This is a genomic window from Formivibrio sp. oc-25, from assembly GCF_055810895.1.
The window spans coordinates 101,552-122,604 of record NZ_JBVVOL010000010.1 but is presented as its reverse complement, the minus strand read 5'-3'; the positions used below and the strand labels follow the sequence as shown (position 1 = coordinate 122,604).

At 57.6% G+C, this 21,053-nt stretch carries 22 protein-coding genes and 1 tRNA gene; 7 read left to right on the top strand and 16 right to left on the bottom strand.

The window, feature by feature from the left end; genetic code table 11:
- The first annotated feature begins 118 nt into the window (after positions 1–118).
- A complete protein-coding gene (locus AC0KVQ_RS09075; RefSeq protein ID WP_473420828.1) occupies positions 119–1,033 on the top strand; it encodes a LysR family transcriptional regulator in 915 nt (304 codons plus the stop codon).
- 212 nt (positions 1,034–1,245) lie between these two features.
- Here AC0KVQ_RS09075 and AC0KVQ_RS09070 read toward each other — a convergent pair whose 3' ends face one another.
- The 9 genes from AC0KVQ_RS09070 to AC0KVQ_RS09030 form a co-directional block, all read right to left on the bottom strand.
- The gene (locus AC0KVQ_RS09070; protein WP_473420827.1) at positions 1,246–2,178 is read right to left on the bottom strand and encodes a CysB family HTH-type transcriptional regulator; all 933 of its coding nucleotides are present in this window, start codon (positions 2,176–2,178) and stop codon (positions 1,246–1,248) included.
- A 9-nt stretch (positions 2,179–2,187) separates the two neighbouring features.
- Positions 2,188–3,234 carry a sulfate/molybdate ABC transporter ATP-binding protein gene (locus AC0KVQ_RS09065; RefSeq protein ID WP_473420826.1) on the bottom strand — a complete coding sequence of 349 codons (1,047 nt, stop codon included), beginning with the start codon at positions 3,232–3,234 and terminating at the stop codon, positions 2,188–2,190.
- Positions 3,235–3,245: 11 nt separating this feature from the next.
- Positions 3,246–4,118 (bottom strand): sulfate ABC transporter permease subunit CysW, encoded by an 873-nt coding sequence (gene cysW / locus AC0KVQ_RS09060; protein WP_473420825.1) that lies wholly within the window; start codon positions 4,116–4,118, stop codon positions 3,246–3,248.
- A 2-nt stretch (positions 4,119–4,120) separates the two neighbouring features.
- Positions 4,121–4,951 (bottom strand): sulfate ABC transporter permease subunit CysT, encoded by an 831-nt coding sequence (gene cysT / locus AC0KVQ_RS09055; protein WP_473420824.1) that lies wholly within the window; start codon positions 4,949–4,951, stop codon positions 4,121–4,123.
- A gap of 101 nt (positions 4,952–5,052) precedes the next feature.
- Positions 5,053–6,057 carry a sulfate ABC transporter substrate-binding protein gene (locus tag AC0KVQ_RS09050; RefSeq protein WP_473420822.1) on the bottom strand — a complete coding sequence of 335 codons (1,005 nt, stop codon included), beginning with the start codon at positions 6,055–6,057 and terminating at the stop codon, positions 5,053–5,055.
- 123 nt (positions 6,058–6,180) lie between these two features.
- The gene (locus AC0KVQ_RS09045; protein WP_473420821.1) at positions 6,181–7,059 is read right to left on the bottom strand and encodes an EAL domain-containing protein; all 879 of its coding nucleotides are present in this window, start codon (positions 7,057–7,059) and stop codon (positions 6,181–6,183) included.
- A gap of 149 nt (positions 7,060–7,208) precedes the next feature.
- A complete protein-coding gene (locus tag AC0KVQ_RS09040; protein WP_473420820.1) occupies positions 7,209–8,213 on the bottom strand; it encodes a sulfate ABC transporter substrate-binding protein in 1,005 nt (334 codons plus the stop codon).
- Positions 8,214–8,341: 128 nt separating this feature from the next.
- Entirely contained in the window at positions 8,342–9,535 is a 1,194-nt protein-coding gene (locus AC0KVQ_RS09035; RefSeq protein ID WP_473420819.1) for a class I SAM-dependent methyltransferase, read from the bottom strand.
- Positions 9,536–9,978: 443 nt separating this feature from the next.
- Positions 9,979–10,542 carry a hypothetical protein gene (locus AC0KVQ_RS09030; RefSeq protein WP_473420818.1) on the bottom strand — a complete coding sequence of 188 codons (564 nt, stop codon included), beginning with the start codon at positions 10,540–10,542 and terminating at the stop codon, positions 9,979–9,981.
- A gap of 275 nt (positions 10,543–10,817) precedes the next feature.
- On the opposite strand from AC0KVQ_RS09030, the gene AC0KVQ_RS09025 reads away from it, so the two are divergent.
- The 3 genes from AC0KVQ_RS09025 to infA all read left to right on the top strand — a co-directional run bounded on the left by AC0KVQ_RS09025 (position 10,818) and on the right by infA (position 11,851).
- Complete coding sequence (locus AC0KVQ_RS09025; RefSeq protein WP_473420817.1) at positions 10,818–11,036, top strand: hypothetical protein; 219 nt, start codon at positions 10,818–10,820, stop codon at positions 11,034–11,036.
- Between the two features lie 235 nt (positions 11,037–11,271).
- Complete coding sequence (locus AC0KVQ_RS09020; protein WP_473420816.1) at positions 11,272–11,478, top strand: cold-shock protein; 207 nt, start codon at positions 11,272–11,274, stop codon at positions 11,476–11,478.
- Positions 11,479–11,590: 112 nt separating this feature from the next.
- A complete protein-coding gene (infA, locus tag AC0KVQ_RS09015) occupies positions 11,591–11,851 on the top strand; it encodes a translation initiation factor IF-1 (protein WP_473420815.1) in 261 nt (86 codons plus the stop codon).
- 71 nt (positions 11,852–11,922) lie between these two features.
- Here infA and AC0KVQ_RS09010 read toward each other — a convergent pair whose 3' ends face one another.
- Entirely contained in the window at positions 11,923–12,279 is a 357-nt protein-coding gene (locus tag AC0KVQ_RS09010) for a hypothetical protein (protein WP_473420814.1), read from the bottom strand.
- A gap of 11 nt (positions 12,280–12,290) precedes the next feature.
- A complete protein-coding gene (glmM, locus tag AC0KVQ_RS09005; protein ID WP_473420840.1) occupies positions 12,291–13,649 on the bottom strand; it encodes a phosphoglucosamine mutase in 1,359 nt (452 codons plus the stop codon).
- 117 nt (positions 13,650–13,766) lie between these two features.
- Between glmM and tsaD the strand changes: the two genes are divergently transcribed.
- Positions 13,767–14,780, top strand: a complete 1,014-nt coding sequence (gene tsaD, locus AC0KVQ_RS09000; protein ID WP_473420813.1) for a tRNA (adenosine(37)-N6)-threonylcarbamoyltransferase complex transferase subunit TsaD — start codon at positions 13,767–13,769, stop codon at positions 14,778–14,780.
- Positions 14,781–14,854: 74 nt separating this feature from the next.
- On the opposite strand, the gene AC0KVQ_RS08995 is transcribed toward tsaD, so the two are convergent.
- Both AC0KVQ_RS08995 and AC0KVQ_RS08990 read right to left on the bottom strand, forming a co-directional pair.
- Positions 14,855–15,505, bottom strand: a complete 651-nt coding sequence (locus AC0KVQ_RS08995; protein ID WP_473420812.1) for a fumarylacetoacetate hydrolase family protein — start codon at positions 15,503–15,505, stop codon at positions 14,855–14,857.
- Between the two features lie 66 nt (positions 15,506–15,571).
- Positions 15,572–16,492, bottom strand: a complete 921-nt coding sequence (locus AC0KVQ_RS08990; RefSeq protein WP_473420811.1) for a CobD/CbiB family protein — start codon at positions 16,490–16,492, stop codon at positions 15,572–15,574.
- Positions 16,493–16,644: 152 nt separating this feature from the next.
- Here AC0KVQ_RS08990 and AC0KVQ_RS08985 point away from each other — a divergent pair, with 152 nt between their 5' ends.
- Positions 16,645–17,235 carry a superoxide dismutase gene (locus AC0KVQ_RS08985; RefSeq protein WP_473420810.1) on the top strand — a complete coding sequence of 197 codons (591 nt, stop codon included), beginning with the start codon at positions 16,645–16,647 and terminating at the stop codon, positions 17,233–17,235.
- Between the two features lie 348 nt (positions 17,236–17,583).
- On the top strand, positions 17,584–18,672 hold the full coding sequence (locus AC0KVQ_RS08980; RefSeq protein WP_473420809.1) for a 3-deoxy-7-phosphoheptulonate synthase: 1,089 nt from the start codon (positions 17,584–17,586) through the stop codon (positions 18,670–18,672).
- 55 nt (positions 18,673–18,727) lie between these two features.
- On the opposite strand, the gene hisC is transcribed toward AC0KVQ_RS08980, so the two are convergent.
- The 3 genes from hisC to mnmL form a co-directional block, all read right to left on the bottom strand.
- The gene (gene hisC, locus AC0KVQ_RS08975) at positions 18,728–19,786 is read right to left on the bottom strand and encodes a histidinol-phosphate transaminase (RefSeq protein WP_473420808.1); all 1,059 of its coding nucleotides are present in this window, start codon (positions 19,784–19,786) and stop codon (positions 18,728–18,730) included.
- A gap of 100 nt (positions 19,787–19,886) precedes the next feature.
- A tRNA-Leu gene (locus AC0KVQ_RS08970) sits at positions 19,887–19,972 on the bottom strand.
- Between the two features lie 49 nt (positions 19,973–20,021).
- Positions 20,022–20,978, bottom strand: a complete 957-nt coding sequence (gene mnmL / locus AC0KVQ_RS08965; protein WP_473420807.1) for a tRNA modification radical SAM protein MnmL/YtqA — start codon at positions 20,976–20,978, stop codon at positions 20,022–20,024.
- Positions 20,979–21,053 lie beyond the last annotated feature (75 nt).

The following is a 21,053-nucleotide window of genomic DNA, read 5'->3' as shown; positions in this document are numbered from 1 at the left end:
TCCAATTTGTATTTTTTGCGCTTGCGTGCAGCTACACGCGCAAGTTACGCCCACGCCATCGATACCGTCCAATGCATAATTTGTTAAACTCAATACCAAACAGGTATCGAGACACCCCATGGATATCCGGCAACTCAAATACTTCATCGCGGTGGCAGAAGAGCTCAATTTCGGGCGGGCAGCCCTGCGCCTGCATCTGTCGCAACCGCCGCTGACCCGGCAGATACAGACGCTGGAAGAAGAACTCGGCGTGCAGCTTTTTATGCGCACACCGAAGGGCGTGGAACTGACGCAGGCGGGCGAGGCGCTATTGCAGGATGCGCGCAATATCCGTGCGCTGGTCGGCCAGGCAGCCGAGCGTGCCCAGCGCGTCGGCAAGGGCATGGCGGGGATACTCAATGTCGGCGTGTACGGCGCATCGGCACTGAACATCGTCCCGAAAATCCTGTCCGCCTTTACCGAAACGCATCCGGAAGTGCAAATACGCCTGCACAACGCGCACCGCAGCCAGCAGATCGACGCGTTGCGACAAGGAAGGGTACTGGTGGCCTTTGACCGTTACCTGCCTGACGAAGATGACCTGCAGGCGGAACTCGTCACGCGGGAGACGCTGCAGGTGGCGCTGAACAGGCGCAATCCGCTGGCGGCAGAGCCCATCATTTCGATCGAGATGCTCAAAAATGCACCCATGCTGATGCCGGCCGGATTGAATTCGCGTACGGCCAATGCCGCACTGGCGCTGTGCAACGCGCACGGTTTCCAGCCCAATGTGGTTCAGGAAGTCAGCGATGTGATCACCGGCATCACGCTGGTGGCCTGCGGCGTTGCCGGCGGCAACGGCATCGCCCTGGTGCCGGAATCGGCGACTGCGTTCCAGCAACCCAGCCTGGTTTACCGTCCGCTGAAAGAAGCCGATGAAGCCTTCATGGAGCTGCACTGCCTGTATCTCGGGCAGGAAACCTCGCCGCTATTGCGGGAGCTTCTGCACACGGTGCGGGAATTTCGGTCCTTAACAAGCAACCAGGTTTCGTGACACGCGCGTCAGGGCCTCACAGCAAGACGATGAACAGGATCTTGGAACTTGTTCACGATCTGTCGCGAGAGGCCGTCAGCGGGGTGAAGAGCAGCGCAAAAACCGGAATGTACAAGTAGTACATGAGGACGCCTCGCAGAAAGCACCTTTTCGGTGTTTTGAGCAGCGCATGAGCCCCGATCACAGCTTCGCAGCAAGATCGTGAAGAGTTTTTATAGTTCCTGCTCGGACTTGAGCTGACTGGCAACCCCCTGCTCGGTCAATGCCGGGGCGAAATGCTCGATAAAGCGGTAGGTGTAACTGCGCAGGTAGCGGCCACGGCGCAGCGCCAGGCGCGTGGTATTGGCCGGGAACAACGGTTCGATGTCCAGGCGTTTCAGGCGTGAATCGCGCTGCGCGTCGTACGCCATCTCGGCAATGATGCCAACGCCCAGCCCCGTTTCCACATAGGTTTTGATCACGTCTGCATCGATTGCCGACATGACGATATCGGGAGACAGGCCGGCCTGGGCAAAACATTTGTCGATATTGGAGCGGCCGGTAAACCCTTCGTGGTAGGTCACGACAGGATAGCGGGCGATGTCTTCCAACCCTGGTGCGATCTGCTCCGCCAATGGATGCCCTTGCGGCACGATCACCGCATGGTGCCAGTCGTAACACGGAAACGACACCAGATCGGCCACCTGCTGCAGGCTTTCGGTGGCAATACCGATGTCGGCCTGACCTTCCTGCAGCAATTGCACGATTTCACGCGGGCTGCCCTGATGCAATTCCAGGTGCACCTTGGGAAAATCATGACGGAACTGCGTGATCACCTCCGGCAGCACATAGCGCGCCTGGGTATGCGTGGTAGCGATCACCAGCCTGCCGGTCTCCTTGCTGGAAAACTGGTCGGCAATACGGCGCAGGTTCTGCGCATCGATCAGCATGCGTTCCACGATGCCGATCAATTCCTGCCCAGGCTCGGTCAGCCCGAGCAGCCGCTTGCCGCGCCGCACGAAGATTTCCACGCCCAGTTCGTCCTCGATATCGCGGATGTGCTTGCTCACGCCCGGCTGCGAGGTAAACAACGCATTGGCGACTTCCGTCAGGTTGTAATCCTGGCGCACGGCCTCTCGGATGATGCGTAGCTGCTGGAAGTTCATGCGCTGTGATCAGATGCTGAAATCGCCATAAACCTGCGCATTGCGCGGCGTCAGGTAGACCTGTTCGCCGACCTGCCATTTACCCTGCAGGTAATGCTCACGCACCAGTTCGACCTCGACCGGATCGTTGTCAGCCACGTTGACTTCGAGGCGCACAGTCGCTCCCAGCAGCCGGATATGCGCAATCTGGCCGTGGATGGCGTTTTCCACCAGCTCGCGCGACAGGGCGATTTCATGCGGGCGCACATAGATCAGCGCCCCACTCCCCTCCGGCGCGGCAAAGCGCTGGCCGGCCACTTCGGCCCAGCCATCATGCACGCGGGAATGGAACAGGTTCACATCGCCAAGGAACTGATAGACAAACGGGCTGGCCGGGTTGTCGTAGACCTGTTCCGGTGTGCCGACCTGCTCGATCTTGCCCTTGTTCATCACCACGATGCGGTCGGCCACTTCCAGCGCTTCTTCCTGATCGTGCGTCACGAAAACCGAGGTGATATGCATGTCGTCATGCAAGCGGCGCAACCAGCGGCGCAGTTCCTTGCGCACCTGGGTATCCAGCGCACCGAACGGCTCGTCCAGCAGCAGCACTTTTGGCTCTACCGCCAAAGCACGTGCCAGGGCGATACGCTGGCGCTGCCCGCCCGACAATTGTGCCGGATAGCGATCGGCCAGCCAGTCCAGCTGCACCAGATCAAGCAGCTCATGCACGCGGCGCTTGATTTCGGCATCGCTCGGTCGGGTTTCCTTGGGCCGCACCCGCAAGCCGAACGCCACGTTCTCAAACACGGTCATATGGCGGAACAGGGCATAGTGCTGGAACACGAACCCGACCTGGCGTTCGCGCACATGGGTGCGGGTGGCATCGCTGCCATGAAACATGATCTGCCCGGCATCTGCAGTTTCCAGCCCCGCGATCACGCGCAGCAAGGTGGTCTTGCCGCAACCGGACGGCCCCAGCAAGGCCAGCAGCTCGCCGCTGTTCACTTCCAGACCGATATCGTCCAGTGCCTTGAAGGCACCGAACTGTTTGGTGACACCCTTGATCTCGATACTCATGGTTGCATCCCTTATTCAGCACTTGCCGCCTGGCGGGCGGTCTCGGCATCGCGTTCGGCTTTCCATTCCACCCAGGATTTCAGCGCCAGGGTGACCAATGCCAGCAAAGCCAGCAGAGAGGCGCAAGCGAAAGCGCCGACAAAGTTGTATTCGTTGTAGAGAATTTCGACATGCAGCGGGATGGTGTTGGTCAACCCGCGAATGTGCCCGGAAACCACCGACACCGCGCCAAACTCGCCCATGGCACGGGCATTGGCCAGGATCACGCCATACAGCAAACCCCACTTGATATTGGGCAGCGTCACGCGCAGGAAGGTCTGCCAGCCCGTGGCGCCCAGCACCAGCGCGGCCTGTTCCTCTTCCGAGCCCTGCGCTTCCATCAACGGAATCAGCTCGCGCGCCACAAACGGGAACGTGACGAACACGGTGGCCAGCACAATGCCCGGCACGGCGAAGATGATCTTGATGTCGTGCGTTTCCAGCCACTCGCCAAACCAGCCGTGCGAGCCGAACAGCAGCACGTAGATCAGGCCGGCCACGATCGGGCTGACCGAAAACGGCAGGTCGATCAGCGTAATCAGCAGGCTCTTGCCCTTGAATTCGAACTTGGCAATGGCCCAGGCGGCGGCCACACCAAAGGTCAGGTTCAGCGGCACGGCAATCGCAGCGGTCATCAGGGTCAGCTTGATCGCAGACAGGGCATCAGGCTCCACCAGTGCAGCGAGGTAAAGCTCCCAGCCTTTGCGCAGCGCCTCGACAAACACCGAAACCAGCGGCACCAGCAGAAACAAGCCGATGAATCCCAGCGCCAGCGTAATCAGCAATGCCTTGACCCAAGGCGCTTCATCGGTAATGCCAGCACGACGTATTTTCTGTGTGGCCATGCTTATCTCCGTCCCAGACGTTTGGCTGTCCACCACTGCAGCAGGTTGATCACCAGCAGCAGGGCAAACGACACGACCAGCATCACCACGGCAATGGCCGTAGCCCCCAGATAATCGAATTGTTCCAGCTTGGCGATGATCAGCAGAGGCGTGATTTCCGACACCATCGGCATGTTGCCGGCAATGAAGACGACCGATCCGAACTCACCGATGGCGCGCGCAAAGGCCAGCGTAAAGCCGGTCAGCAAGGCCGGGAATACCGTGGGCAGGATCACCTTGCGGAAAATCTGCCAGCGCGTGGCGCCCAGGCTGGATGCGGCTTCTTCCAGTTCGTTTTCCAGGTCTTCCAGTACCGGCTGCACGGTGCGCACCACAAATGGCAGGCTGATGAAGGTAAGTGCCACCACCACGCCCAGTGGCGTGAAGGCAATCTTGATGCCCAGCGGTTCGAACCACTGCCCCAGCCAGCCATTGGGCGCATAGAGCGTAGCGAGCGCAATACCGGCCACTGCGGTCGGCAAGGCAAACGGCAGATCGACCATGGCATCGATCAGGCGCTTGCCCGGAAAGGAATAGCGCACCAATACCCAGGTCACCAGAAAACCGAACACCATATTGATGCTGGCCGCAATCAGCGAAGCGCCAAAGGTGAGGCGGTAGGACGCCACGACGCGCGCATCAGTCGCCACCCGCCAGAAATCGGCCCAGCCCAGTCCGGAAGTTTTGGCAATCAGTGCCGACAAGGGCAGCAGCACGATCAGGCCCAGATAAAGAAGGGTATAGCCCAGGCTCAGGTTGAACCCGGGCAATACGCTGTGTTTCTTGAATGCCATATTTGACCTTTCAGCTGTCGATTTTCCAGGCAACCAACTGATGCGTGAGGGAAGGACAACCCCTCTCTCCCGTCTGCGGGAGAGAGGTCAGGTGGAAGGATTTATTTTTTCGCGTTTGCGGCAGCGATCTGGTCATAGATCGCGCCATCGGCAAAGTGCTTGGGCATGATCGTGTTCCAGCCGCCGAACTCCTCGATTCCGAACAGCTTTACTGTCGGGAACTGGCTGGCAAACTTGGCAAATACCGCCTTGTCACGCGGGCGCAGGTAATTCTGCGCGGCAACGGTCTGGCCTTCCGCACTCCACAGATACTTCAGGTATTCTTCGGCCTCTTTGCGCGTGCCCTTCTTGTCGACCACCTTGTCCACCACCGTCACCGGCAGTTCGGCTTCAATCGAAAGCGACGGATAAATCACCTCAAAGCCGCCGCGGCCGAACTCGCGCGCAATCATTTCGGCTTCGTTCTCGAAGGTCACCAGCGCATCGCCGATGCCGCGCTGCATGAAAGTGGTAGTAGCGCCACGACCACCGGTATCGAGCACCGGCACATTCTTGAACAGGGCTGCGACGAAATCACGCGCCTTGTCCTCGTTACCACCCGGCTGCTTCAGCGCATAACCCCACGCGGCCATATAGGTGTAGCGGGCATTACCAGCCGTTTTCGGATTGGGAATCACCACAGCCACGCCAGGCTTGACCAGATCGTTCCAGTCCTTGAGGGCCTTGGGGTTGCCCTTGCGCACGATCAGCACCTGCAGGCTGGTAAATGGCGAAGAGTTGTTCGGCAAGCGCGTCACCCAGTTTTCCGGCACCTGCTTGCCCCGCTGCGCCACAGCGTTGATATCGCTGTGCTGGTTCATGGTCAGCACATCGGCCTGCAGGCCCTCGATCACCGAGCGCGCCTGCGCGGAAGAACCACCATGCGATTGCTGGATCGTGATCTTTTCACCCGTTTTGCCTTGCCAGTACTTCTGGAATGCCGGGTTGTAATCCTTGTAGAAATCGCGCATCACGTCATACGACACATTCAGCAAGGTGACATCAGCTTGCACAGCTCCGGAAGCCAGTACCGCCGAGGCAATCAGTGCGGACCATATCTTTTTCATGACAGTCTCCAGTCGAGGATTTAACGCTTGGGATTGTCGCGCATCCGCCTAATAACAAGAAAGAATGAATAATTAGATATATATTTCATTTCAAATATAAAGAAAACCCCGCCGGGCAACCGATCACACGCTGGCTGGTGAAGTGGCTGACGCAGGCCTGCCAAGCAGATAGCCCTGCAGCAGATCGACACCGCTATCGATGGCAAGCGAGCGCTGGGCGGGCGTTTCAATCCCTTCCATCACGACCTTGATCTGCATGTCATGCAGCAAGGCAACCAGCCTGGATAAAGTCTTGCGCATTGAAGAAACGCGTTCGCAGCGCAGCAGCAGGTCTCGATCCAGCTTGACCACGTCCGGCGCCAGCTCATGGATGCAATCGAGCCGATTGAGCTGACAACCGCCAAAATCGTCAATGGCGATGCCGTAGCCACGCTGGCGATAGTTATCCACGGCAGCACGCAGCCGCGGAAAATCGCCCGATGCCACATCGTCTTCCAGCAATTCCAATGTCACCTGCGCGGGTGACCAGCTGACCGAATGCAGGATTTCCTCGAACACCACGCCATGCTGCGATACCTCGCCCAACAGGCGCGGATGGACATTCAGGAACAGGCGGCCACTAGGCGTGGGATAGGCAATGAAATTGATCAGGTGCAGCGTGCGCACCAGTCGATCGAACGCGACCAATACACCTTGCGCGGCAGCGATGCGAAACACCGACAATGGCGAGATCTTGAGACCATGGCTACGGGCGCGCAGTAAAGCCTCTTCGCCATGTACGTGACCATCAGGCGTAACAATTGGTTGAAAAACGCTGGAGATTTCCAGGCCCAGCGCCCGGGTGACGATGCCCCGGTCGGCATCGGTTTCCAGCGCAACCCGCGGCCAATCCTGCTGTACGCGTGGCGGCAGGCTGCAATGACCACCCGCTTGGCGTAACACAGGGGCAAGGGGAAGCCCTTCTTCAAGCAGGTCGATGTCGGCAGCGCGAAAATGGTCCATGTCGGGTCTCCAGAACAAGAGATGGCGGTTCGTCCAGCACATAAGCCGGAATATTGGAAATCAGCCTTGGTATCGGGAAACAGCACATCATGGCGCATACTCCTGTACAGCCCGCCGGGCAGGCCGGCGGGATTGCATTTCAAGCGGCGTTACTTGCTGGGTTGATAGATCTGGTCGAACGTACCGCCATCGCTGAAATGGGTCTTCTGCGCTTTGGCCCAGCCGCCAAAATCCTTGTCGATGCTCAGCAGCTTCAGGCTCGGAAACTGCCTGGCATATTTGGCAGCAATATCCTTGTCGATCGGGCGATAGTAGTTTTGCGCCGCCAGCTCCTGGCCTTCCTTGCTGTACAGATAATTCAGGTAGGCCTCGGCCACTTGGCGCGTGCCCTTCTTGTCGACATTCTTGTCGACCACGGCAACCGGCGGTTCAGCCAGGATCGAAATCGAAGGATAAATGGTGTCGAACTTGTCCGGCCCCCACTCCTTGCCCGCCAGTTGCGCTTCGTTTTCCCAGGCCAGCAGCACATCGCCGATACCGCGTTCGGCAAAGGTCACGGTTGCGCCGCGCGCACCGGAATCCAGCACCGGCACATTCTTGAGAATCTTGCCAACGAACTCGGCCGCTTTCTGTTCATTGCCACCGGGCTGCTTCAGCGCATAACCCCAGGCTGCCAGATAATTCCAGCGCGCACCGCCGGAAGTCTTCGGATTCGGTGTGATCACCTTGATATCGCTGCGGATCAGATCGTTCCAGTCCTTGATGTTTTTCGGGTTGCCCTTGCGCACCAGGAAAACGATGGTCGAGGTATAGGGCGAGTTGTTATGGGCAAACTGCTTTTGCCAGTCCGGTTTCAGCTTTTTGCCAATGGCCGCGATTTCATCGATGTCATAGGCCAGGGCCAGCGTCACCACATCGGCATCCACGCCATCGATAACCGAGCGCGCCTGCTTGCCCGAACCTCCATGCGACTGGCGAATGGTGACGTCATCGCCAGTCTGTTTTTTCCAGTGCGCGGCAAAGGCCTTGTTGAAATCCTGGTAGAGCTCGCGGGTCGGATCGTAGGAGACGTTGAGCAGTTCGATTTTGGCGGCCAGCGCGCTGCCGGCCGTTGCGGCAAGGGCCAGGGCGGCCACAAGGGTCTTGAGTTGCATGATGTTGGCTTCCTGTGTGGTTTGGAACATGGAAGCCAGTCTAACAAGGCGACTTAATACTAAAAAATAATAAATATTAGATTGAATATACGATATTTAATATATGAAGACAGCATGCCAGTACGGTATCAATGGGTATACATATAATCTCGCGTCATCGGCAGTGGATTACGTTCAGGCCGGCCGCTCTTGATGGCCAGAATCTGATGCAGGGCAATCCAGTTATGCGTGAAGCCATAGGTGCAACCTGCCAGATAGGCTCGCCAGATCCGGAAACGCTTTTCACCGACCATTTCGCGCAAGCGCGGTGCATTGCGCTCGAAACGCTGGCTCCAATGCCGGGTTGTCAGTGCATAGTGCCGCCGCAAATTTTCCACATCGGCCACTTCCAGGCCGACTGCGCTCATTTCCTTCAGCGCAAAGCTGATATGCGGCAACTCACCATGCGGAAACACATAGCGCTCGATAAACTCACCACCGCCAAACGGGCTTTCCGCTGAATCCGGATCAGTGGAGGTAATGCCGTGATTCAGGCAGATGCCATCGTCTGCCAGCAGCTCATGCAGCTTGGCGAAATAGCCACGCAAATTTTTCAGCCCGACATGCTCGAACATGCCGATACTGGAAATCCGGTCGAATTTCTCCGATACATCACGGTAATCCTGCAAACGGATCTCCACCCGGTCTTCCAGTCCGGCTTGCCGGATACGCGCCCAAGCGTGCTCATACTGATTCTGCGACAGTGTGATGCCTACCGCGCGCGCACCACACTTTTGCGCGGCCCGCATGACCAGCGCCCCCCAGCCACAGCCGACATCCAGTAAGCGCTGCCCCGGTTGCAGACGCAATTTGGACAAAATATGGTCGAGCTTTTGCAGCTGGGCCGCTTCCAGACTGTCATTTTCCGAACGGAAGTAGGCACATGAATACAGCATTTCCTCATCCAGCCACAGCCGGTAAAACTCGTTCGACACATCGTAATGGTAGGCGATTGCTTCGGCATCGATCTGGCGCGTATGCCGAATCATGCGCGGGCCATGTCGCCCTGCCTTGCCGGCATGCGTGGACAATTGCGCTGCCACATGGATCACGTCATCGATATGGCCTTCGATATCGATTTCACCGTCAACATACGCCTGCCCCAGCGTAGCCATGGAAGGTCGCAAGAGATGACGCAGCGCCCCCAGCGATTTGACTTGCAGCGTTACGCGTGGATCTGGCCCAAGCGCGACTTCATGACCATTCCAGAGCCTGAGTCCGGCGGGCACCTGATGGCGGGCCATACTGGCCACAAAATCATTGAAGGATTTTTGCCAGAACATGCGATCACTCTCCTTACAAGGCCAGTGATCTGCATTATTGGACGGACAATTTTCAATTGCCAAGCGGGATTTGACTAGGCCCTGTTGACGTTTGATTGTTTTTTACGCAAGCCCGCCAACTTGCCGGGGCGAGAAGCCAAGCGCAAGCAATACTGGTGTATTGCGAGCATTGGCGACAACGCATTCGGCAAGATTGGCGGACTTGCCCTTCGGGCGGCGGGGTCTTTTGCTCCATTACGGCGTTATTTCCCACTTGCGGTACCCGTACCGCGGCCTGGGAAATGCCGTGTACTGGAGCAAAACACCCCAGCCGCGTAAAAATTAATCAAATGTCAACAGAGCCTAAGGGCGAACGCGTACTGTGCGCGATAAGTCTCAACACAACATGCTGTTTGAAAAAAGAAAACCCGCCACCAGGGCAGCGGGCATGGCATTACGTCATTTCAGATAGCACCGTGAATCTGCCGCCTGGCACTGGTCACCAGCGCTTGCGCCTCTTCCCATGCCAACTCAGGCGATTTACTGCGATGATCAAGCAGGGCCGAATACACGGTCATCACCTTCTCGCCAGCGCTCTGGCCTTTGAAATCACCTTTTTCCAGGCCCAGCATTTCGCACAGCTCGGTCCATACCGCCCCTTCGGGCAAGGACACAACTTCAACCGCCACACCGTCGATCCTGGTCTGGAAATTCTTGGCGGCATTGATGACAAACAGCATGAATCGTGTTTCAGGTGTCAGGAATGCTGCATATTTGTTCAACAACAACGGCACTTCTTCCAGGGCATCCAGCGAACCCATCACCAGTGTCAACTTGTCGCCATTGGCCAAAGCCACAACTTGTCGCATAGCCGACACGGGCGGCTTGCGTCGGCCTGCGGCATCGGCGATCTCGCCTTCAACCAGAACCAGATCACCACGATAGGCCGCATAGCCAGCCTTGCCGGCGGATTCCTTGAAATTGGTATTCAGCAACAAGCCGTCTTTTTCGAATGCATCAAAAATCATGGGTCACCCGTTGAGTAATTACGGAAAAAATTGCGCTGCACGGTGTCAGATTGCGGTGCGCCAACGGGTTACTCTGCAATATTCGGGCCAGCATCCAACTCAGGTGCGACAGCAGGCTGCAGTCGAGCCATCTCACATTTCAGCAGCCGTGAGCCCGGCAGCCAAGCGCATGGCGATAGTTACCATTGATCGCCGCGAAAGTGAGAATCAATTTCATTTAAGTTGAGAATTTCTGCATACTGGAACCGTAGACTAATCCAGAGAGGGGAACCATCATGCACCGCAAACTTGGCTCGGTCCATTTCCACCCCTTTGATTGGTGCCACAGCAAGCTGCACCATCATCACGTCCATGTTCGCCGTATCATCGGCATTGCCATCGTGATTGCCGGCTGGACCTTTTTCTTCACGGACTGGCTGGATAACGCCCCGCAATCGTCGGTCAGCAATCTGCCGGTAATCGAGCAGATGCTCGGCAATCCATCGCCCAAGTGACGATGGCGTAACGCAATCGCCAGCACCCAATTGTTTCCGTTCGTCTGTCGTGCAAAATTTTTCTTGCAACGGCAGGCGATTGGGTGCACAGTCCGTGTTCGCGATGTTCGAGTGGTTCTGAGTAGTTCTTGTTTGTCTGTGCCCTTTCCGGTCTGCCACGCCTGCTTAGCTGTTCTTGATCTTCGCCCCACAGGGGCTTTCCCTGATTTAATTTATCAATACAGGAAATAATAAAATGGCAAACGGTACCGTAAAATGGTTTAACGACTCCAAGGGCTTCGGCTTTATCACTCCGGACGAAGGTGGTGGCGATCTGTTCGCACACTTCTCTGCCATCCAGAGCAACGGTTTCAAGTCACTCGCTGAAAATCAGCGCGTAACCTTCGATGTGACCAATGGTCCGAAGGGCAAGCAGGCATCCAATATCCGCATTGCAGAATAAGCGCGAACGGACACCCAGCCCGATCCAGAGCCCGGCCCTGCCGGGCTCTTTTCATTTCAGTAACATCACACAGGATGTGGGCAGCAGCAACTGCAGCAGCCCCCGATACAATATGGCCAAAGAAGATCTAATCGAAATGCAGGGGGTTGTCATGGAAGTTTTGCCTGACAGCCGTTTCCGCGTGAAGCTGGAAAACGATCATGAGCTGGTAGCCTACACCGCTGGCAAAATGAAAAAGAACCATATCCGTATTCTTGCCGGCGACAAGGTCACGCTTGAATTAACGCCCTACGATCTGAGCAAGGGACGCATCACCTTCCGTCACATCGAAGGACGAGGTAGCTATACCCCGGCCCCGCGCCGCCGCTTCTGATCAGCGCGAAAACCAATGAAGAACGCCACCGTCAGGTGGCGTTCTATTTTGGCATCGCAGCGCATAAATGCTTAAAAGCGGGATTTTATCCAGCGGATCAACCAATATCCGCAAATCAGCCAACCAATCAATGCCCTGCCGATTTTTCCCTGCTGCCACTCCCAATAACTCATCAGGGCGACAGCCCCAAACCAGATTGGCAAGGGGACGCGAAACATCAACCGCCCAACACGCTCAAGCCAAGCAGGCGCTTCAACGATCTCGTTACGTTTTTCCGCTTGCTGGATATCCCACAGACGCCAGAGCACTGTTACCAAAAACAGAAACCCCAACAAGGCCAGTGCACTTTTGATGCCAGGCTCGGCAATAATCATGACCAAGGCTGGCAGCATGAGCAAAATCAGCGCTGCGCGCACCAGCCAGGTCATATCCGCATTCCTTACGATTGCGATTCAGCCGTTACCACCCCCGCAATGCGGCCAGCCCAGAACTCGGCCATGGCCTGATCGGCATGTTCAACCATCACGCGCACCACCGGCTCGGTGCCAGACGGGCGCAGCAGTACGCGGCCATCGTTGCCCATCGCGGCTTCAGCCTCGCGTACGGCCCCCTCGATCGCTTCATTGCCCTTGCAGGCGAAACCGCGTGCGATGCGCACATTCTTGAGCACCTGCACCGATAGCGTCAGTTCCTGGCAGAAATCCGACAGGGTACGGCCCGATTCCTGCACCGCAGTCAGCACCTGCAGTGCGGAGATGATGCCGTCCCCCGTGGTATGGCGATCCAGACACAACAGGTGGCCAGAGCCTTCGCCGCCGATCTGCCAGCCTTTTTCATCAAGCATTTCCAGTACGTAGCGATCGCCCACCTTGGCGCGACCGAAACCGATGCCGCGTGCCTTGAGCGCATTTTCCACGCCGAGATTGGTCATCAGCGTGCCGACCGCACCACCGACCAGCGTGCCCTTGTCCTGACGATGGCGAGCCAGCACATACAAGAGCATGTCGCCATCGATCAGCGTGCCGTCACGGTCGATCATCATCAGCCGGTCGGCATCACCATCGAGCGCGATGCCGTAATCGGCCCCTTCGGCCAGCACGGCCCGGCGCAGCGCGTCGGTATGCGTGGCACCGACTTCATCATTGATATTGAGGCCGTTCGGGTGCACGCCGATCGATACCACTTCGGCACCGAGTTCGTGGAAAACATGCGGGGCGATGTGATACGCCGCGCCATGCGCGCAATCGATCACCAGTTTCAGACCGCGCAGGTCGAACTCGTTCGGGAAAGTGGATTTGCAGAATTCAATGTAGCGTCCGGCCGCATCATCGATGCGCTTGGCCTTGCCCAGCTCGCGCGAACCGACGCAAGCCAGCGGCTGATCAATCAGCGCCTCGATCGCCAGCTCGACTTCGTCGGGCAGCTTCTTGCCGGCAGCGCTGAAGAACTTGATGCCGTTGTCATGATAGGGATTGTGCGAGGCGGAAATCACCACACCGGCAGACAGGCGCAGCGCGCGCGTCAGGTAAGCCACGCCCGGCGTGGGCAGCGGCCCGGTCAGGAAGACATCGACACCGGCCGAGGTAAAGCCGGCGATCAGCGCGGCTTCCAGCATGTATCCGGAAATGCGGGTGTCCTTGCCAATCAGCACGGCAGCGTGCTCGCCATGCTTGCGTGCATCCTTGGAAGCCAGCACCTTGCCCGCAGCAAAGCCCAGCTTCATCGCGAAATCGGGCGTAATCGGATATTCGCCCACCAGCCCGCGCACACCGTCGGTACCAAAATATTTGCGCGCCATCATCAACCTTTCAGGTTCAGCAACGAAGGCGAGATTCTACCGCAAAGGCTCGAACGGGTTGGATGCCCGCAGCACAAACCGTTACCATTGCCGGTTTTCACGTCTGATTGTTTAACCATGCTGGTTCTGGGCATTGAATCCTCCTGCGACGAAACCGGGGTCGCGCTCTACGATACGCAAGCGGGGCTGCTCGCACATCGCCTGCATACACAGATCGCCATGCACGCCGAATATGGTGGCGTGGTGCCCGAACTCGCCTCGCGCGACCATATCCGGCGCGTGCTGCCGCTGACGCAGGCATGCCTGACTGAGGCCGAGCGCAGCTTGCGGGATGTCGATGCCATTGCCTACACCGCAGGCCCCGGCCTGGCCGGTGCGCTGCTGGTAGGCGCCAGTGTGGCCAATGCGCTGGCCTTTGCGCTGAACAAGCCAACCATTGCCGTGCATCACCTCGAAGGCCACCTGCTCTCGCCGCTGCTCGCCGATCCGGCCCCACGATTTCCATTCGTCGCGCTACTGGTGTCCGGTGGCCACACGCAACTGATGGCCGTGCACGGTATTGGCCGCTACGAGCTGCTCGGCGAAACGGTGGACGATGCAGCTGGCGAAGCCTTCGACAAGTCAGCAAAATTACTCGGACTCGGCTACCCCGGCGGGCCAGCCCTGTCGAAACTCGCTGATCTGGGTGATGCCACCCGCTTGAAGCTGCCACGCCCGATGCTGCACTCGGGCGATCTGGAAATGAGTTTTTCCGGCTTGAAGACCGCCGTATTGAACATGGTGAAAGAGCAATCGCCGCTGGACGAGAAAACCACGGCGGACATCTGTGCGGCATTCCAGGAAGCCATCGTGGAAGTGCTGGTCAAGAAAAGCCTGGCGGCGCTCAAGCAGACCGGCATGAAACGCCTGGTGATCGCCGGTGGTGTGGGCGCCAACCGGCAACTGCGTGCTGCGCTCGATGAGGCAGCAAAAAAACGTCGCTTCGAAGTGTTCTATCCGCCGCTATCCCTGTGCACCGACAACGGCGCGATGATCGCGTTTGCTGGCGCACAGCGACTGGCCTATGCCCTGACTGCCACCAGCTTCGGCATCCAGCCACGCTGGGATCTTGCGTCGCTACCGGCGGTTTGAGCCTGGTCGAAACCTGATCAAAGCCTGAAGCAAGAAGTCTTCGGCCAGGCCTCAGCGTAAAATTTGGAATGCGCTCACGCGACTTGGCGCTTATCCGTCACCAGATCTGCCAGCTTTGCCACCAGCCTGTCGCCATGCTGCAACGGGCCCACACCTTCTGGCGTGCCGGTATAGATCAGATCGCCTGCTTGTAACCCGAAATGTTGCGAAACATATTCGATGATCTCGGCAATGCCGAACACCAGGCGACTGGTATTGCCCTGCTGGCGCATCTCGCCGTTCACTTCGAGTGAAAAATCGATATTGGCCGGATCGGCAATCTTGTCCGCACGCACAAAATCGCTCAGCACCGCCGAACCACGATAGCCCTTGGACAAGGTCCAGGGGTTGCCGGCCTTTTTCAGTTCGCTCTGCACATCACGCGCTGTCATATCCAGCCCGATGCCATAACCGGCAATATAGGAAAGCGCCTCGCTGCGCGGCACATTCACGCCATCCTTGCCGATCACCACCACCACCTCCACCTCGTGATGCACGTTGCCTGACCATGCCGGCAGTTCGATTGCATGACCCAGCGGCACCATGGCAGTCGTAGGTTTCAGAAACAGCAGGGGTGCAGCCGAAACGCTGGAATTCATTTCCACGGCATGTGCGACATAGTTGGTGGCAACACAGTAGATATTGCTTACGACGATGGGTGATTGTTCAAGCAGGATGGTTTTCATTGCGGCCTCGCCTCAAGGTAAAAATAAAACGGGCGCCTGTAGCGCCCGTCATCAAATCAGTTTTTTTCAAGCCAGCCATTGCGCGATCGACAGAAGCAAAATCACCGCCAGCCACAACAGCACCGAACGCCAGACCAAGCCAACAGCGCTGACCAGATAATCCGCATTGGCCATATCGCCTACCCCCAGCTCAGGGCGGAAACGCACGGTATGGTCCTGATGCACCACATCGCCCAGTCGCACACCCAATGCGCCAGCGGCGGAAGCCAGCAGGATGCCATAGTCATAATCCGACCAATCCTTGGCCTGTTCACGCCAGCATTGCACGGCATCCTCAAAATCGCCCATCACGGCGAAACCGGCAGCGGCAAGGCGCACCGGCACATAATCCATCGCGGCCAGCACCGTATTGGCAAAATTGCCAAATGGCTCGTTACCACGCCATTTCTGCTGCAACAGGCAAGCCGCACGATACAGGATTGCCCCGGTCGGGCCGGCCAGCCAAGCTAGCGCAGCAAACCAGAAAATCGTGCCGAACACATAGCGGTAGGAATCGATCACACCGTGCTCGATGGTCAGCTTGGCGATCTCGTCTGAAGTCAGCTCGGAAGTCGGCTGATTGGTCCAATCAGCCAGATGGGCACGCGCCCCCTCGAGGTCGTCAACCCGCAATGCCTTCGAGATGCTGGTAAAGGCATGGCTGAACTGGCGGAATCCCATGGTCAGGTAAAGTCCAAGCACATTCCACACCAGGGCCATGATCCAGCTACCCTTGGCCAGCAGGAACCAGTGCATGCCCGCGCCGATCAGTACCAGCGGCAACACGGTGATGAACCAGACCAGCACGCCGTTGCGATATTCGCCGGCATTGAGATTGCGCTCAAGCCGGTTGGCCAGGCGAACGAAGGCCAGGTAGACGCTGTTGCGGCTGCTGATGGGGCGGAATTGCTCAAGCACCAACGCAAGAATCAGGGAAAGAATGCTCATGTTTTTTGTAAACCGGTTCTCGCGGCCAACGCCGCAAATCCTGCCGAAGATACCACAGCCGGTGATTTTGGGAAAAACCGCTCTTGAAAATGCAAAGAAGAAGCATAATCTTGTATAGCGGATTACCCCACACACCAACATGGAGAACATAAATGGAGCACAAACTGCCCGAACTGCCGTACGCCCTGGACGCCCTGCAACCGCACATGTCCAAGGAAACGCTTGAATACCATTATGGCAAGCATCACCAGACTTACATCACCAATCTGAACAATCTGATCAAGGGCACCGACAACGAGTCCAAATCCCTTGAAGACATCGTGAAATCGGCACCGGCCGGCGGCCTCTACAACAATGCTGCCCAGGTCTGGAACCACACATTCTTCTGGCTCTCGTTCAAGCCGAATCCTGCTTCCGAAGCCCGCGCTCCGTCCGGGGCACTGGCCGCAGCAATTGATGCGAAGTGGGGCTCGTTCGACGAATTCAAGAAAGCCTTTGCCACTTCCGCTGCCGGCAACTTCGGCTCCGGCTGGACCTGGCTGGTGAAAAAAGCTGATGGCAGCCTGGAAATCGTCAACATGGGTGCAGCTGGCACCCCGCTGACCACGGGTGACACCCCGGTCCTGACCGCCGACGTTTGGGAACACGCCTACTACATCGACTATCGCAACAGCCGTCCGAACTACCTGGAAGCCTTCTGGAAACTGGTTGACTGGGACGTTGTGGCCAAGCGCTTCGCCTGATTTTCTCTACCCTGCCACACCATGCCCCGTCTCTGATGAGCGGGGCATTTTCATACTCCCTGAAAAATTGCCGACATTCAGGGTTGCCAAACCGCAGCGCACGGGCTTATAGTCAGTTTCACATCAACCCGCTTTGCAATTCATCGATTCCATGAATGCCGTCCTGACCAGCAAGTTTTACTTTTATGCATTTTGGTATCTCAGGCCGCTGACGGATCGAGAGGATTGATAACGGACCCAAGAAATACCGAATTCCCCCCGAAAACCGTCAGCACAGTCTGGCGGTTTTTTCATACCGCTCGACAGACCGACAAACAGGGTCAACCCGACAAGAACTGGAGAGCCACTATGCCAAGCAAAAGCCGTATCCGAAGTTCCCAAACACTGACTTCTCCCGCTCAACTGATGAGCGCTCTGCCAGCTAGCCCCGCCGTCAGCGCACAGGTTCATGCGGCTCGCCAGGCCCTGCACCATATCCTGCATGGTGCGGACGACCGTCTGATCGTGGTCATTGGCCCCTGCTCGGTACATGATCCGGAAGCGGCCCTGCAATACGCCACCCAACTGGCAAGAATTCGCCAACGCCTCGGGGGTGAGCTCGAAATAGTGATGCGCGTCTACTTCGAAAAACCCCGCACCACGGTCGGCTGGAAAGGCCTGATCAATGATCCGCATCTGGATGGCAGTTTCGACATCAACCACGGCCTGCTCACCGCGCGCAAATTGCTGCTGGACATCAACAGCCTGGCTCTGCCTACCGCCACGGAATTTCTCGATCTACTGAGCCCGCAATACCTGGCCGATCTGGTGGCGTGGGGCGCCATTGGCGCGCGCACCACCGAATCGCAGGTTCACCGCGAAATGGCTTCGGGGCTACCCTGCCCGATCGGCTTCAAGAACGGCACCGATGGCAATGTGAAAATCGCCATCGATGCGATGCAGGCAGCCGCGCATTCGCATCACTTTCTGTCGATGTCCGCCGATGGCACCCCCAGCATCGTATCGACCGCCGGCAATGAGGATTGCCACATCATCCTGCGCGGCGGGAAAGCACCGAACTACGATGCCACCAGCGTGGAAGCCGCCTGCAGAGAACTCGGCCGCAACCATCAACCGGCACGCGTGATGGTCGATGCCAGCCATGCCAACAGTGCCAAGAAGCATGAGAACCAGATCGCCGTCTGTGCGGACATTGGCAAGCAAATCGCCTCCGGCGAGGAGCGCATCATCGGCGTGATGGTGGAATCCAACCTGGTCGCGGGCCGGCAGGATCTCAAGCCAGGCTGCACGCTGACCTTTGGTCAGAGCATTACCGATGCCTGCATCGGCTGGAAAGAAACGGAAAAGCTGCTGGAAGATCTGGCCCAAGCCGTGATGCAACGCCGGGCAGTCCGGTCAGCCGAAAGTGCGTTGTGCGAGCAGGAAACGATTTGCTGATATGCCAAAAACAAAAGACTGATCCGGCAGCACACCTGCCGGATCAGCCAGTGCATCAAGAAAGAATTTCGCGCAACGCACTCACCAGCGCCGCGCATTCCTGCGGGGTGCCAATCGAAATGCGCAAGTACTGATCAATACGCGGCAACTTGAAGTGGCGCACGATGATCGCGCGTTCGCGCAATTTGGCTGCAAGCTCCACGGCATCGCGCTGTGGATGACGAGTGAAGATGAAGTTGGCCGCAGACGGGATCGTCTCGAAGCCAAGTTGCGCCAGTTCCGCTACCAGTTGTTCGCGGCTGTCGATCACGGCCTGGCAAGTTTGCTGAAAATACGCCACATCCTCGAACGAAGCGGCCGCTCCGGCTTGCGCCACTCGATCAAGCGGGTAGGAATTGAAACTATTCTTCACGCGCACCAGCGCTTCGATCAGCTCCGGTGAACCCATCGCCAACCCGACTCGCATGCCCGCAAGCGAACGCGACTTCGACAGCGTTTGCACTACCAAGAGATTCGGGTACTTGCCGATCAGCGGCACGGCAGTTTCGCCACCGAAATCGATGTAGGCCTCATCCACAATCACCGGTTGATCCGGATGCGCCTGCAGCAGCGCTTCGATCGCCGCCAGCGGCAGCAGCTTGCCGGTCGGCGCATTCGGATTCGGGAAAATGATCGCGCCGCATTCGCGCTGATAATCCTCGACACGGATCGAGAAATCTTCGCTCAAAGGAACCGTCTGGTAGTCGATACCGAAAAGGCCGCAGTACACCGGATAAAAACTGTAGGTAATGTCCGGAAACAGCAAGGGCTTGTCGTGCTTGAGCAAACCGGCAAAAGCCAGCGCCAGAACCTCGTCCGAGCCATTGCCGACGAACACGCTTTGCGGATCAATGCCGTAATACCTGGCAACGGCATGCTGAACCACATGGCTTTCCGTATTCGGATACAGACGCAAGGCATCACCGATCGCGGCCTGCATCGCGACCACCGCCTTGGGTGAAGGTCCGTACGGATTTTCGTTGGTATTCAGCTTGATCAGGTTGTCGATCTTCGGCTGCTCGCCCGGCACGTAGGGGGTGAGCTCGCGCACGACAGGGCTCCAGAAACGGCTCATGGTCTTGGCTTTGCGGATTTGGGAAACGCCGATTTTAGCAAACAGAAGCCGGTCGCCGAAAACGAAAAAACGCTGGCCCGAAGAACCAGCGTTTTATATATGGTGCCGACAGTGAGACTCGAACTCACACAGCCTACGGCCACTACCCCCTCAAGATAGCGTGTCTACCAATTTCACCATGTCGGCCTTGCACTGCAACCTGCGCTGCGGCAAAGAGGGCGTGATAATAACGGCTTCACTCCTGTTTGTAAAGCCGCCCCTGCCAGGTTTCCCGCTCTGCCAGCATGGCCTCCAGGCGCGGGGCCAGCTCGGACAGGCGCATATTCCATTCCGGCGCAAGCTTGTGTGCCGGCGGCACTTCGCTGCCGACGCGCTGGATGGCGATATCGGGCGAAAGTCGCTCAAGAAAATCCGCCAGCAACTCCAGATAATCTTGTGCAGAAAGCAGTGGCACACTAGCAGGATCGCGTCGCCACTCATTGGCCAGCATGGTGCCCTTGATGATCTGCAACTGATGGAATTTCAGCGAAGCAAACGGCAGCGCGGAAAGCTTGGCCGCGCCTTCGAGCATGCTGTCACGGCTTTCGCCCGGCAAGCCGAACATCAAATGCCCACCCACCTGCAGACCACGTGCAGCAGCGCGACGCACGGCATCCTGCGTTTCGGCGAAATCATGCCCCCGATTCACGCGCAGCAAGGTGGCATCGTCACAGGATTCAATGCCGAGTTCCAACTCGACGATTTTGGTTTTGGCCAGCTCAGCCAGATAATCGAGCACCTCATCGGCCACGCAATCCGGCCGGGTACCAATCACCAGCCCGTCGATCTTGGGGTGTGCCAGTGCGGTTTCATAGGTGGATTTCAGCCGCTCGAACTCACCATAGGTATTGCTATAGGCCTGGAAATACGCCACGTAATGCCGGGTTTCCGGATAGCGACGCGCCAGGAAATTCAGCCCGGTTTCGATCTGGTTGGTGATTTCCTTGTGCTCACGCAGGTAGGAAGGCGTGAAACCGGCGTTGTTGCAAAACGTGCATCCGCCAACCCCCTTGCTACCATCGCGGTTCGGGCAGGTAAATCCGGCCGCAACCGAGACCTTCTGCACCCGTCCACCATGCTTCTGCTGCTGTACGTCATTCCAGGAAAGATAGCGCCGCCGGCCAAACTGCGGAGGGATCATTGATGCTTGCATGTTGTTACAGTCTCCAGTGTTTTACGGGTGATGTGGTGTTTCCGTTCATCGCCCATTTTTGTAGGCGCACATGAT

Excerpts from the sequence above, each read along its gene's own strand:
- AC0KVQ_RS09075 (WP_473420828.1), top strand. The coding sequence starts at position 119 with ATGGATATCCGGCAACTCAAATACTTCATCGCGGTGGCAGAAGAGCTC.
- AC0KVQ_RS09070 (WP_473420827.1), bottom strand. The coding sequence starts at position 2,178 with ATGAACTTCCAGCAGCTACGCATCATCCGAGAGGCCGTGCGCCAGGAT.
- AC0KVQ_RS09065 (WP_473420826.1), bottom strand. The coding sequence starts at position 3,234 with ATGAGTATCGAGATCAAGGGTGTCACCAAACAGTTCGGTGCCTTCAAG.
- cysW (WP_473420825.1), bottom strand. The coding sequence starts at position 4,118 with ATGGCCACACAGAAAATACGTCGTGCTGGCATTACCGATGAAGCGCCT.
- cysT (WP_473420824.1), bottom strand. The coding sequence starts at position 4,951 with ATGGCATTCAAGAAACACAGCGTATTGCCCGGGTTCAACCTGAGCCTG.
- AC0KVQ_RS09050 (WP_473420822.1), bottom strand. The coding sequence starts at position 6,057 with ATGAAAAAGATATGGTCCGCACTGATTGCCTCGGCGGTACTGGCTTCC.
- AC0KVQ_RS09045 (WP_473420821.1), bottom strand. The coding sequence starts at position 7,059 with ATGGACCATTTTCGCGCTGCCGACATCGACCTGCTTGAAGAAGGGCTT.
- AC0KVQ_RS09040 (WP_473420820.1), bottom strand. The coding sequence starts at position 8,213 with ATGCAACTCAAGACCCTTGTGGCCGCCCTGGCCCTTGCCGCAACGGCC.
- AC0KVQ_RS09035 (WP_473420819.1), bottom strand. The coding sequence starts at position 9,535 with ATGTTCTGGCAAAAATCCTTCAATGATTTTGTGGCCAGTATGGCCCGC.
- AC0KVQ_RS09030 (WP_473420818.1), bottom strand. The coding sequence starts at position 10,542 with ATGATTTTTGATGCATTCGAAAAAGACGGCTTGTTGCTGAATACCAAT.
- AC0KVQ_RS09025 (WP_473420817.1), top strand. The coding sequence starts at position 10,818 with ATGCACCGCAAACTTGGCTCGGTCCATTTCCACCCCTTTGATTGGTGC.
- AC0KVQ_RS09020 (WP_473420816.1), top strand. The coding sequence starts at position 11,272 with ATGGCAAACGGTACCGTAAAATGGTTTAACGACTCCAAGGGCTTCGGC.
- infA (WP_473420815.1), top strand. The coding sequence starts at position 11,591 with ATGGCCAAAGAAGATCTAATCGAAATGCAGGGGGTTGTCATGGAAGTT.
- AC0KVQ_RS09010 (WP_473420814.1), bottom strand. The coding sequence starts at position 12,279 with ATGACCTGGCTGGTGCGCGCAGCGCTGATTTTGCTCATGCTGCCAGCC.
- glmM (WP_473420840.1), bottom strand. The coding sequence starts at position 13,649 with ATGGCGCGCAAATATTTTGGTACCGACGGTGTGCGCGGGCTGGTGGGC.
- tsaD (WP_473420813.1), top strand. The coding sequence starts at position 13,767 with ATGCTGGTTCTGGGCATTGAATCCTCCTGCGACGAAACCGGGGTCGCG.
- AC0KVQ_RS08995 (WP_473420812.1), bottom strand. The coding sequence starts at position 15,505 with ATGAAAACCATCCTGCTTGAACAATCACCCATCGTCGTAAGCAATATC.
- AC0KVQ_RS08990 (WP_473420811.1), bottom strand. The coding sequence starts at position 16,492 with ATGAGCATTCTTTCCCTGATTCTTGCGTTGGTGCTTGAGCAATTCCGC.
- AC0KVQ_RS08985 (WP_473420810.1), top strand. The coding sequence starts at position 16,645 with ATGGAGCACAAACTGCCCGAACTGCCGTACGCCCTGGACGCCCTGCAA.
- AC0KVQ_RS08980 (WP_473420809.1), top strand. The coding sequence starts at position 17,584 with ATGCCAAGCAAAAGCCGTATCCGAAGTTCCCAAACACTGACTTCTCCC.
- hisC (WP_473420808.1), bottom strand. The coding sequence starts at position 19,786 with ATGAGCCGTTTCTGGAGCCCTGTCGTGCGCGAGCTCACCCCCTACGTG.
- mnmL (WP_473420807.1), bottom strand. The coding sequence starts at position 20,978 with ATGCAAGCATCAATGATCCCTCCGCAGTTTGGCCGGCGGCGCTATCTT.